Origin of the sequence: Vibrio ordalii ATCC 33509, from assembly GCA_000257205.1 — a bacterium.
Classification (GTDB): Bacteria; Pseudomonadota; Gammaproteobacteria; order Enterobacterales; family Vibrionaceae; genus Vibrio; species Vibrio ordalii.
Genome location: AEZC01000188.1, coordinates 14,428 through 27,027 on the forward strand (window position 1 = coordinate 14,428; position 12,600 = coordinate 27,027).

10 protein-coding genes are annotated in these 12,600 nt (G+C 41.0%); all 10 read left to right on the forward strand.

Annotated features, from left to right (window positions below; translation table 11 throughout):
• Positions 1-4 precede the first annotated feature (4 nt).
• The gene (locus VOR_RS0112665) at positions 5-859 is read left to right on the forward strand and encodes a VirB4 family type IV secretion/conjugal transfer ATPase (RefSeq protein ID WP_010320066.1); all 855 of its coding nucleotides are present in this window, start codon (positions 5-7) and stop codon (positions 857-859) included.
• Positions 860-875: 16 nt separating this feature from the next.
• On the forward strand, positions 876-2,336 hold the full coding sequence (locus VOR_RS0112670) for a VirB4 family type IV secretion/conjugal transfer ATPase (RefSeq protein WP_155815369.1): 1,461 nt from the start codon (positions 876-878) through the stop codon (positions 2,334-2,336).
• Positions 2,337-2,601: 265 nt separating this feature from the next.
• Positions 2,602-3,258, forward strand: a complete 657-nt coding sequence (locus VOR_RS0112680) for a VirB8 family type IV secretion system protein (protein ID WP_010320069.1) — start codon at positions 2,602-2,604, stop codon at positions 3,256-3,258.
• A gap of 3 nt (positions 3,259-3,261) precedes the next feature.
• Positions 3,262-4,290, forward strand: a complete 1,029-nt coding sequence (locus VOR_RS0112685; RefSeq protein ID WP_010320070.1) for a TrbG/VirB9 family P-type conjugative transfer protein — start codon at positions 3,262-3,264, stop codon at positions 4,288-4,290.
• Between the two features lies 1 nt (position 4,291).
• The gene (locus tag VOR_RS18125; protein WP_010320071.1) at positions 4,292-5,503 is read left to right on the forward strand and encodes a TraB/TrbI/VirB10 family type IV secretion system protein; all 1,212 of its coding nucleotides are present in this window, start codon (positions 4,292-4,294) and stop codon (positions 5,501-5,503) included.
• A gap of 13 nt (positions 5,504-5,516) precedes the next feature.
• The gene (locus VOR_RS0112695; protein WP_010320072.1) at positions 5,517-8,684 is read left to right on the forward strand and encodes a hypothetical protein; all 3,168 of its coding nucleotides are present in this window, start codon (positions 5,517-5,519) and stop codon (positions 8,682-8,684) included.
• Between the two features lie 67 nt (positions 8,685-8,751).
• Positions 8,752-9,651, forward strand: coding sequence for an ATPase, T2SS/T4P/T4SS family (locus tag VOR_RS0112700; RefSeq protein WP_010320073.1), 900 nt, complete (start codon positions 8,752-8,754; stop codon positions 9,649-9,651).
• Positions 9,652-9,718: 67 nt separating this feature from the next.
• On the forward strand, positions 9,719-11,566 hold the full coding sequence (locus VOR_RS0112705) for a type IV secretory system conjugative DNA transfer family protein (RefSeq protein WP_010320074.1): 1,848 nt from the start codon (positions 9,719-9,721) through the stop codon (positions 11,564-11,566).
• Between the two features lie 9 nt (positions 11,567-11,575).
• A complete protein-coding gene (locus VOR_RS0112710) occupies positions 11,576-12,274 on the forward strand; it encodes an H-NS histone family protein (protein ID WP_010320075.1) in 699 nt (232 codons plus the stop codon).
• A gap of 96 nt (positions 12,275-12,370) precedes the next feature.
• Positions 12,371-12,600: hypothetical protein (locus VOR_RS0112715; RefSeq protein WP_010320076.1), on the forward strand; the 230-nt coding region annotated here is incomplete at its 3' end.

Below are 12,600 nucleotides of genomic sequence, written 5' to 3' on the forward strand. Positions count from 1 at the left end.
TACTATGAGTAACGCGAAAGAGTTGTATCAACGACTAAGTAAAGTCCCCAAACTGACCGAAATGTTTCCGCTTTTGTACGTCAAAGGCGATCATACCGTAGTTGCCAAAGATGGCTCTTACATTGCCATTCTTGAACTGGAAGGCTTGGATTATACAGGCATGAACAGCAATCAATATGATTTGCTGTATAACGTTAGGAAGCGTTTGTTTGAAAAAGACAGTCCTTTTTATCTGCTTGACATCGTGAGTAAAAAAAACCGCATCAGCGCCAAAGACAAAATAGAGACAAACGTAAAAAATCAATTGCTGTCTATGATCACCAAGGCTTGGCAAAATAATTTCGATGTGGCTTATCGTACCAAACATTACATTGTGATCAGTGTAAAAAAAAGCGGCTTCATGTCTAAAGTCGGCGCATTGGTTAGCGATGATTGGAACATTGACAAAGATGAAGAATTAGCGCGGCTTATTAGTGAAATCAGCGTTGAACTTGAAGAGTATCATCCTAAATTATTAGTCAACGAGGCGTTAAGCTCTTACTTTGCTACTCAGCTTAATGGCCGTGAAACCCATTTAAACTCTCGACATTGGGATCAGCCTTTATCTAACCAACCTATCACTTTTGATAGTAAGCAAAACTTTTGCACCTATGGCCGACACGGTGACACGATTTACAGTGGATGGTTGTCGATCAGCCGCTATAGCGAAACGATTAAAAAAGACACCTTAGAGCGCATTTTCAAACTGCCGTATCGCTTTAATATTTACCAATCGTTTAAGACCTATCCCAAAGCTATTGCTCTTGGCATGATGGAAGAAGAATACAAACGAATAGTTAACTGGGGGGGGCGACAATAGTTATTTCACTGACGAACTGGTTGAATTTAGCGAAAAAGTGACCGCAGACAAAGCCACACTGGTTGGCCACTCTTTTTGCATTGAGGTTTTAGCCGACAGTGAGGCCGAGTTAAACGCCACGATCAATATCATCAAAAATGCGTTGCAATCGGACGGTCAAATGCAGCTCTATAGAGAAGATAGAAACCTTGAGGCGCTTTTCTGGTCGCGGTTTCCGACTATGCAAGGGTTCAACTTACGCAATCGCAATTTATCTTCTGAAAACGCCTCACACTTAGCCTCCTTTAACCGTGTCGGTGAGGGATTTGATACGTGCGGTTTTGGTGCTCGTCCCGTCACCCTTTTTAAAACCGAAGAGGGCGGCCAATTTTCATTTACGTTTCATCAAACGGGGGAAGAAAAGAACGATATTTTGGGACACACTTTAATATTGGGGGACACGGGGTTAGGTAAGACGACATTTATCTCTTTTTTGCTGGCTAACTGCTTGAGCTACCCCAACTTTAAAGCAATTTGCTTTGATCGCGGACACGGTCTTAAAGTCTTTACCGACATGTTTGATGGGGATTACCTTAATTTCCCTGACGATGTTCAAATGAACCCGTTTCAAATGGCCGACACACCCGAAAACCGTCTTTTTTTATTCAGTTGGTTAAAACGTTTGGGGCGCATTGATGAAAAAGACAATCGTTTCAATTCTAAACTCAATGATTTAGTTAATAATAACTTTAATTTAGATAAGAAAGATCGCAGCTTTGCAAACTTAAAGGTTGGATTAGGTATGGAAGGGGGGGAGCTATACAACGCCTTTGAACAGTGGCTACCTAACAAAGCACAGGGGGGGTTTTTCAATGGTGCGCGGGATTCGTTCAACTTTGAAAAAGACATAGTGACCTTTGATGCTACTTATCTTCTCGATCAGCCTGAAATATTGCCTAACGTGACTGAGTACATGTTCCATCAAATCATGGCACAAGTCAGTGCGTCTGTTATTCCTCATGTGCTGTTTTTCGATGAATCGCCCCGTTATTTTCGCGATCCTGTCTTTGCCAAGGTCATGATTGAAAAACTCAATGAGGAACGAAAAAAGGCGGGAGTGGTTATCTTGGCCGCGCAGAACCCACAGCAATATATCAAGCTCGAAAATGGAGTTGGCCGCGAGGTGATCAGCGCACTGGCGCACATCATTTGTTACCCCAACTCGAACGCCACCAAAGAGCAATATTGCGACTTTTTAGGCTTTAACGAAACCGAATATGAATGGATAAAAAACACCAATCAAAAAGCGCGCAAGGTTATGGTCAAAAACCGCGCCACGGGGTCGAGCGTGGTTATTGATATTGATTTATCCTCTTTAAATACAAAAGCTTACAATCTTCTAGATTGCTTTGACTCGTCAGGACGCGCCATCCGAAAAATGAAGAGATTAAGACAAGAAAACCCTGAGCATTGGCGTACAAAATACATTCGCGCTTAGTTTGCATTTTAAATATTTTAAATAGAAAAAACAGACAATCAAGTGTATTATAAAGGCTGTAAACTAAGGAGTTTGTAGCCATGCGTAATACACTTTTTTTTATCCTCATCATTTTACTATCAGGTTGTTCAAACAATCCTGATAACAACCTTGACGTTGAAAACTCACCTTGTGCGTGTGTTTATTTCGGTTCCCCTCTTATTACCACCCCCACTGATTCTGATTTGAAAGAAATTGCAGATCTGCAATTTTGGAGGGTTTCCTAATGTTCAAGGGAAGCAAACCAAATCTTGATGATGTTCCTTTTGTTGTTGCAAAGGGAAATTCAACATCAATTACCGTCATGGGGGTTTGTTTGGTGGTGCTGTTGCTATCTAACGTTTTTTTTGCGGTAGTCGCGGCCAAGCAATATCAGCGTAAAGAAAAAACCCCTGAACCTATCATTTTTGAAGTGGACACTTCAGCACACAAAATTGTTCGAGTCGAAAAAGGCAACCTTGGCGCAACCAAACAGTCGTTACTTCGTTCGGTGACGCTGCGTGATTATGTATTTGACCGTGAAACCATCAACCACATTGACGAAAAAGACCGCTGGAAAAAAATCCGACTCATGTCGAACAAAAAAGTATGGGGCGAGTTTCAAACCTTGATGAACCCTGAAATCAACAAAAACTCAGTCATTTTGAATAACAAATTAAAACGCAAAATTGAAGTGATCACCGATTACCCGCTTGACCACAAGCAAAATATTCATCGTGTTGAATTTTATGCAACTGACTTTATAGATGACGAACGCTTTCCACCTCAGCGTTATGTCGCTGTTATTCAGTACGATACAGGTGACGCTTTTGTGAGCTATGAAGATCGCTTTATCAATATTGACGGTTTGAAAATCGTTCGTTACGAAATTTACGGGGCGTAAATAATGAAAAAACTGTTCTTACTTTTAATTCTTGTTTCTTCACACGCTTTTGCGACTAAAGGATTGATTGATAACAGCGTGTTATCACCACCGAGCGGCCAAGACAATGCGGAGGTTCCCTCTCCCAAGGTCAGCAAGGGTTTTGTCGATCTCAACCTGACTGACCGTACTAATCAAGCTATGTCTTTGCAAAGCCTGAACGCGACACAGGAGATTTTTGATTCATCCGATCCTTTTGCTAACACACTCAAAACCAATTACAGCGAAAACAAAACCATTAAGGTGCGGGTTCGTGAGTTCATGGGAACCATGATCTTGTTACCCAAGGGTGACACAATCAAAATGTTCAAATTAGGGGATGTGGATAATTTCAGCTTTGAGCCGTCTACCAATCCTTATGATGATGAATTGCCAAACTCAGGGACAGCCAGCGTGGTTTTAGCTGGTGCTGATACGTCTCTGCATATCCTTGGTACTAGCGGCAACGTCTACACATTTTACTTGCGCGGGGATACGTGGGACAGCCCACATAACCCGACCATGAAAGTGTTGGTAACTGACGATAAGTTATTGGCAAAACTTGAAGCTCAAAAGCGCAGAGAAGCGATTGAGCAAGAGCGCGAACAAAAACGCAAGTCACTAGAAAGCAATGATGCCAAGTTGGAAAACCCTGACTACTTAGAAAAAGTAGCGTTCGATCCCACTAAGATTGATTTCGGCTATCGCATTGTGGGTGGCAAGGAAAGCATCAAACCTTACATGGTTTACAGTGATGGACATTTCACTTACTTCCGCTTTGCAGAAGGTGACAGCGTGGCCGATGTGGTTTCTTTCCCTGCCGTTTATCGCGTGGCCGACAAGTCGGATGTTCCCGTTAACGTTTCTGCTAACGGGTCAACGTTAAGAGCTGAAGGGATCGCCAACAACTGGACATTGAGACTAGGCAAAGAATGGCTGTGTATTGAAAAGATTGTTAAAACTCCCAACCCCGAATCATCAATGAATGTCATTGTGAACGAAGGGAGTAAGTAACATGACGGCGATAGCTCAACTTCAAAAAGGCAATTTAACTCCTGCGGTGAGTTACTGGAAAATTTTCTTTATTTTCTTTGTGGTCGCTTTTTTAGCTGTCCTCTGTGTTGTTGGGTTTATGCACTATCAATCATTGCAAACAACAAAAGAAGACAGTGATGCCATAGAGGTTGCTAGTTCTCATTTGCCTGAAAGCTATTACCCTCGCTTTAACCGCAAAGAGATTGAAGAAAAACGGGCATTACCTGACGAAAAGAACGGGGTTTCTTTGAACTTCGTTAACTCTTCTGGCATTACACCCGCCAATGAAATCAAACCACATCAAGCTAACAACGGCGCTGATGAAACAAAGGCCAAGACTGATACGGATCCTGTCATTGAGTTAACGGATGAAGAGATATTAGTTAAAGCTAAATTAACTCTCATCAGAGAACTGCAAGAAGAAAGGCGCGTTAGATTATTGGCTCGTAGAGGCAATAAACCAGACGGCTGGCATGTCGTTGAATCTATACCAACTCTTGAAAGCAAAGGAAAGAAAGAGCTTAAAAGCCCAACAGATAAAAACTTTCTATCTCAAGATATTGCACAAGATATGTCTACGTTCCCTGTTGATTTATCAAGAGTTGTAACTGCGGATAGAAGTATTCCCTGCATTTTAATTGACCAGATTAATTCACAGCTTGAAGGTTCAGTGACCTGCACCGTTGAGCGTAATGTGTTTGGGTTTCATGGCCGCAATATTTTGATCCCTGCTGGAACTAAAATCATGGGCAGTCATGGAACACTAAAAAAAGTGGGTGATGAGCGCTTTAATATTACTTGGTCACGCTTACTACGTCCTGACGGCGCTCACGTCAAACTCACTGAAGCGTATGCGGCTGACGCTATAGGTGGGACAGGGGTGGAGGGTCATGTAAACAGGAGGAATTGGGAGAAATACGGCGGCGCAATTTTAACATCTACGGTTTCGGTACTGGCTCAAATGTCGATACCAAGCGAAGGAACCAACATTTCAAACAGTGTATTTGAAAGTTTTTCTACTGATTTGGGGCGCGTTACGGCGGCCATGTTAAACGAAAACATCAACATCAAACCCTACAGCGTGGTTCCTGCGGGAACGCGCATTTTAGTAAAACCAACGACTGATATATGGCTAAAACAAGAGGGTCAACAACTCTCATTTAACGCTGTTGAAGAGTCACCAATCAACTAGAGGTTATAACACCATGAAAAAGCAAATATTAAGTTTTGTTTGTTCGTTATGCTTTTGGTCTTTGACCGTTGGCGCTGCTCAAGAATCAACAAAAGGAGTGCTATTAAATTCAGCACAAATTGATTCAAGTTCAGTTGTCGCGGCTCAATTGGCTGAATTATCACCTGACGCGATTGAGCGCGGATTAAAAGACGTTCAATTATTAGCTCGTCCCAAGTACGACAATAAAAGCAAGGTTTTTTCTATGGAATGGCATTCCATGACAAAGACCATTAACGGCACTGAGCACTCAAAGTCATTGAGCGAACCTCTTGCAACTCAATTGAAGTTTCAAGAGGGCGTGTCTGAGGTTAGCGTTGGTCAGACGGTAACAATTAAAGGCGATTTAGAAAGTATGCTGGAAGATTTTGATGCGTTGCTGCGTGACGCGCAAAACACAACCGAAATCAATTCTGAAAAAACCGTGGATGCCAGTGTCACCAATAATGACGGGGGCGAACTTGGCAATGGTGGCTCTAGCGGTGGCTCTAGTGGTGGCGGCTACCTTAGTGATGGTGGTTTAACTGAAAACCCCAATCTAGAAGATGGGGGGATCACTGTAGATAAAATCACATCTACCTCAGAAAAGTGTTCACTGAATGTTGACTGGTCAACAATGAACACATTCCAACAAGAACGAGTCATTAAAAAATCAACGGAGACAGGCGAAACCACAGACATAGGTGAGTGTTACAATATTGGGCAAGCGAATAAGATTGAAAAAGATTATTCGGCCACTTGTAATATTCAGATCAACGGACTTCAAAGCTACGCCAAAGGCTTTATCTATTACAGTTATGTCGATGGTAATCGTGTTAACTTGTCAGGTTGTCGTTATGAATCAGAAGAAGCGGAACCTCTACTGATTAAACACGATTTTGATGCGTGTAACCTCGGTTTTGCTGAAACCAATCTTGCCGAAAACAAGTATTACCCTGCGGCGGTGAAATACTCCATTATCAACGGTGAACGTTATAACTTAACGGAATGTGAAGTAATAGCGACTGCGCCCCAACCGCTGCCTACTCGAATAGAGTCTTGTGATATTACGCATTCAATCGAAGAAATGACGTCATTCACTATGCAGCGTGTGGACGTTTACGATCCACAAGATAAAGAACTGCTCAAAAAGGGAGAGTGTCAGCGTCATATTAGTTTTCCGATTTTGAAAGACTATGAGGCGGGGTGTTCAATTCAATTTAATGAGGATGGCTCATTTATTAAAGGGTTCAAATATTACTCAACCATCAATAACAAACGTTATGATATTTCATCGTGTGAATACGATGAAAGCGAACTGAAACAAGCGAATATTTTAAAAGATTTTGATGCTTGTTCTTTAAATTACGCCAAGGTTAACGCTCAAGAAGGAACGTTTAACCCTGCGTTTATCAAATACACATTAGTTGATGGTAAGCGTTACGATTTATCAGGCTGTGAAACATCGATCGAAGAGGTAAAACCACTACCAGTACACACCGAAGTGTGTGAATTAGAGCACTCTATACCTGAGCTAAAAACTTATCGAATGGAGCGTAAAGATATTTACGATCCTGCTGATAAGGCGCGTTTAATTGAAGGTGACTGCTACTCGATTGAAGAGATAACGATTCAACGTGATTTTGATGCAGGTTGTTCGCTTCAAGTGAATGCCACTTTTAACACTTACACACGAGGTTATAAGTTCTTTTCAACCGTTGATAATAAAAAGCATGTATTAAGTGAATGTGAATACAATTCAAATGATGCAATGGCCTTTGACCGCTTCAAAGATTATTCGGCTTGCTCGTTAGATGAGGCTGTCATAGATATTGCAAACAGTAACTATCAACCATCATTTACTCAATACACACTGATTGACAACAATCGCTATGAACTCAGTGGTTGTATGAATGATGTAACTGATACACGGCCACTACCTACTCGAAAAGCTCAATGTGATGTGAGTTATGATTTTGTGGCAAACAAAGCCTTTGATATGGAGCGGGTTGATATTTACGATCCGGCCAATAAAGTTTTGTTGAAAGAGGGTGATTGCTATCCAACGGGCAATTTTGACATTGCGCGTGATTACAATGTGTATTCCTGTGTCAATCTACCTGACTACTCGAACAAGTTATTGGCGCGTAGTTATCGCAGTTACATCATGCGTGATAGCAAAAAAGAGTGGGTTAGCGAGTGCACACTTGATTTAGAGAATAAAGTTGCTCTACTGCAAGAAACAGGCGCATGTAAAGCAACAGAAAACCTATCCAGCAGTACGGATATTTTAAATAAAAAATGGTATTGGGTAAAAGAAGATGGTTCAAACGAGTACATTACTGACTGCGTATCGAGCGATGAAACTTATCCAATCGTGATCACTGAAAACACTTGCTCTCCGACTTTTTTAGCCGGTTCAAATAAAGTGGTCATTCAAAATCGCAAAGGATGGGTAGACAGTAATAACGATTGGCATTATGTAACTGAATGCACCACAACCAGCACTGAGGCCGAAGTTAAAACCGAGGTTTGTGCAAGTCCTAAGTACGAGCATGATTTTGTGGGTGGGCAGTCTTACTTAAGAACGCGAAACTATTACACGCATAACGGCAATAAAACGTACATCAATGCGTGTAGCCGTGATGGTTCCACCTCTTTCCCACACACAAAATCCACATCAGGATGTAGCACTCAACATGATGATGCTAACTTTAGAAGTCGTTTATTTACTAAGACGATGGCTAATTTGCAGGAGGGTGCAACACAGCTCAAAGGGTGCGAAGCCGAAAATCAATATGTACCTTATGTTTTGACTGCAACAATAAACAATGAGCCTTGGGGGGTATTTAATGGTTCCCATGTATACAACCATGAAAAAAATAACGGCGATTTTGGGAGCAATGTAAACAGCTACTCATCTGAAACGTTTTGCAACATCACTAAAAGTTGGTTTTCAGGTTTTTCTTGGGGCTGGACAACATCAGGAGAGGTGGATTGGTTAATTAACCGTCCTGGTTGGATAACCACAGCGACCAGAAATGTTAATGTTTATCAAAGGGTAGATGGTTCACAATATAGATTGGTAACACGTAATAACTGTTTAATAAGTAGTCCGCAAGGTCAATATCGTAACCCAATTCCAATTCCAGCTTATCGTTAAAAATTGCAGAACTGCAATTAACCAAAAACACACCAAGTTATCTTGGTGTGTTTCATCGGAGTTTATTATGTCTAATGCCATGTTTAACAAACAGATTGCAATATTTGAAAAATATTTCAATCGCAAAGATCTCGTTGAAATCATCGTTAACAAAGAGGGGGAAGTGTGCCTAGAAACCATAACAGGCGATTGGCAGTACAAAGCCGATAAAAACATGACCATTGAAAACATCCGACTATTGACCGAGACAATGGCAACAATGAGTGGTCAAAAGTTTGATTTAAGCATCCCTATTTTTTCTGGCCGCATCCCTAGATTTGATTATCGTATTCAGGTCAATATTGGGGCGCATGTCGCTTCTGGGATTGCCTTAGCAATCCGAATTGGGCAACCGACAGTTTACGCCATTGATTCTTACATGCCAAAACCTGATGCCGAACGATTAATTAATATGGTTAAGTCTGGAAAAACCATACTTATTAATGCGGCAACAGGGTGCGGTAAAACCACGTTTTTAAACTCTCTAATCGCGCACATTCCACTCGATCAGCGAATAGTGACACTAGAAGACACTCAGGAGCTTATTGTTCCTCACCGTAACACCACGGCCTTTTTGAAATCAAAAAGCGGCACAGATATAGCGGGGCTTAAATTTTCTGACTTTATTAACTCCATGTTGCGGCTTCGTCCTGACAGGATCTTACTTGGAGAAATTGACATTGAAAATACAATGGCATTTTTGAACATTGCTAACTCTGGTCACTCTGGTTCTATCTCGACTATTCACGCCGAAAACAGAGAGGAAGCTTTAAACAAGCTCTGTTTGAATGCCCAACTGTCAGGAGTGAAAGGGGATAAGAGCGATATTATGGGGTATGCAACAGAAGCCATTGACGCTTTTGTTTCTTTGTCAAAAACGATTGAAAATGGAAAGCGTGTTTTTAAGGCACTGATCACTGAAGCGTAATGGTTTCTGTAAGTTATTTTGCTCTAGTGGTATTATAAATAATATAAACACCGCTAGAGCAATCATTATGAAACTAAAATATTTATTCCAGTTTGTTTTTTCTCTTTTACTTCAACACCTTCTTTTTCTTGGTCTATTAATCCTTTTTGTTGATAGCGCGATTATTACCCATAATTTATCTTCGTTTTACCCTCTCATGTTGACCGCATATCCTGTTAACTTGATTTCTTTTTTTGTGCCATTTTTTATTTTCGGTATGGCTGTAGGCATTGATAATCTTAAAGAAAACAACAAGGAGTATGGAGACGCGCAATTTGCATCGAATTATGAGATAAGTAAAATGCACGATAACGGTTTATTTGAAGGGTCAGGAACCATTTTTGCTTTAAAAGATGGTCGTTTCATTAGAACCAATGCCAGCTTATCCACTTTGATTGTTGCGCCCCAAGGGACAGGCAAAACGGCAGCGGTTATTATTCCTACGCTGCTATCGAACACCAGTAGCTTTTTGATAAATGACATTAAGGGTGAGCTGTGGGATAAGACCTCCAAGCAACGAGCGAACTTTGGCCGTGTCGGGATTTTTGCTCCTTCACAAAATCTAAAAGACTCTTATTCTTGGAACCCGCTCGATAAACGTGTTATGCCTGATAATTTTGCTGATCAGATAGATTATGTTGAGCGTGTGGGTTCAATCTTGTATCCAACGGAACAAGACGGCATGGATGCCACATCAAAGCATTTCAACGGTGAAGCTAAATCCATGTTCACTTATTTTTGTATGCTATTGATCAGTCAAAATGGGGGTACGTCACTACCCGAAGTGTACCGAACGGCTTTAGATAGTGGTGATATGCAAGCTGCTATCGCTTGCGACATTGACGAATACAGTGATAATTGGCATCCCATTTTATGCACGATTGCTAATAGCATCATGCAAAAAGGGGGCAATGAGTTTCAAGGTACGGTGACAACGTTTAAGCAAGCTCTAGAGCCATTTTCAAGACCAAATATTGCTCGAAATCTTGAGCGATGTGATTTTACGCATTTGGACTTTAAAGCCGATAAACCGTTTTCTTTGTATCTTTTCATTCCTGCAAACGATGTTTCAAGAATGGCCCCGATTATTCGTATGCTGGTCGAATATCTAGTGAATGAATTTTTATCACTCACAGATCAAAGTATTATCGGTGCTCAGCATGTTGTTTTTGCGATGGATGAATTTCCGCGCATGGGGTATATGAAAGCATTAAAAGAAGCGCCCGCGCTTCAACGTTCCTATAACATGTCTTCAATATTTGTCGCGCAAGATAAAAACCAGTTAGAAACGACTTACGGAAAAGGAAGCTTTGACCAATTTGTAACAACCACCGACTTTAAGGTTGTGTTTCGTCAAAATGAAGACACAACAGCCGCTAGATTTAGCACGCTGGTAGGTAAAACAACCCGACGCAAAAAGAGCGTTAGTCGGCGGGATTTAGATTTGTTGGGTAGTAGCTCTGAAAGTAAAGAGGGTCTGCCTCTTTTGCTACCACAAGATTTCATGAACCAGAAAAAAAACGACCTAATCATTTTAATTTCTGGCAACTATGAAAGACCAATCAAGTGCAAATGTGCTTGGTGGTTTGAAGATTCCAACATGAGAAAACTCATTGGGGCTTACAATGGGCTTTCTGTCTCAGACTTAACACAAATCAAGTCAAATTTTGTTAAGACAGAGCATGAAAAGGAATCTATTATAAATAATGGAAATGATAATCAAGCAATCAAAGAAATTTCTGAAACCGAAGATGGCGACCATAACGAAACCAATGTTAGTGAATTGGTTTATCCCGATGAACAATGTGTACAAGATTCACAAGTGAGTGATAGTGAAGATTGCACCGAAAATCAAACCCCTACGCTTGGGTTTTAAAGGGTCATTATGCGTTTAGACAACAATTTAAAAAACATCACCCTCGCTTTAGAAGATTCGAGCATTGAGGAAGTCAGTGCTATCATTGAAAAAATGACGGCCATAAAAAGTGACCTAGAAAAAAAAGTGAATACTCAAAGGTTTGAAAACAAATCTTCATTAAAGAATGCTGTGCGCCAATTGGGTGATGAAAGCTTGGTGATCACATTTAAAGATTCGCCACATCAAAAGTTTTCTCGGCCGCCAAAGTATCAGTATGTTGATGAGGATGGCATTAAGAAAACGTGGTGGGGCGGTGGCAAGATGCCGCTAGCTTTAAGAAAAGCGATCACGAACTCGGACGGTATCGAAGACAAAAACCTATTAGCTAACTATCTTATCCCAAAATCAGAAGGGCGTTATCAGTACAAAGACAAAGACGGAAATGCGTGTTTGTGGGATGGTGAAGGAAAGCCACCAAGAGATTTACAAACTTTGTTGAATAATGGTTTTGCGCTTGAAGATTTCGCAACAGATAAGAAAGCGAAATCAAAGCCGCTTATCGTACACCCCAAAGGCTCTGCGTATCGCTTTCAGAATAACAAAGGAGTTTGGGTAACTTGGAACCCTGAAGCCTCTGAAATGCCGTATGAGCTTTTACAGAAGATAACGATTTTAGGCCAACCAAGGCCAGAACTGCTCAAAAAATATTTAATTCTCAAATCTTAATTACGCCATAATCCACCGATAAAAACACGCCTTCGAGCGTGTTTTTTTTGCTCTGCATAACGTATAATTATAAATAATTTAAAAGGAGAAAACCCCATGAAACGCATTAAATTAACAACAGCCTTAACGCTACTAACGTTCACATCACATTGTTTTGGCTTTGGCGGTGTTGTTACCGATCCCGGCTCTTATAGCTACTACGCTACACAAATAGACCAAGCCATTCAACAGGTGAAACTTGCCGAAGACCAAGTGAAACAAGCAACCAAAACCTATGACAAAATTGTGAACGTTGATAAGAGCATCACAGGCAATTTAATGCGCGC

Bases quoted from the DNA above. Each gene is read 5' to 3' on its own strand.
- VOR_RS0112665 (WP_010320066.1), top strand. From the start codon at position 5: ATGAGTAACGCGAAAGAGTTGTATCAACGACTAAGTAAAGTCCCCAAA.
- VOR_RS0112680 (WP_010320069.1), top strand. From the start codon at position 2,602: ATGTTCAAGGGAAGCAAACCAAATCTTGATGATGTTCCTTTTGTTGTT.
- VOR_RS0112685 (WP_010320070.1), top strand. From the start codon at position 3,262: ATGAAAAAACTGTTCTTACTTTTAATTCTTGTTTCTTCACACGCTTTT.
- VOR_RS18125 (WP_010320071.1), top strand. From the start codon at position 4,292: ATGACGGCGATAGCTCAACTTCAAAAAGGCAATTTAACTCCTGCGGTG.
- VOR_RS0112695 (WP_010320072.1), top strand. From the start codon at position 5,517: ATGAAAAAGCAAATATTAAGTTTTGTTTGTTCGTTATGCTTTTGGTCT.
- VOR_RS0112700 (WP_010320073.1), top strand. From the start codon at position 8,752: ATGTCTAATGCCATGTTTAACAAACAGATTGCAATATTTGAAAAATAT.
- VOR_RS0112705 (WP_010320074.1), top strand. From the start codon at position 9,719: ATGAAACTAAAATATTTATTCCAGTTTGTTTTTTCTCTTTTACTTCAA.
- VOR_RS0112710 (WP_010320075.1), top strand. From the start codon at position 11,576: ATGCGTTTAGACAACAATTTAAAAAACATCACCCTCGCTTTAGAAGAT.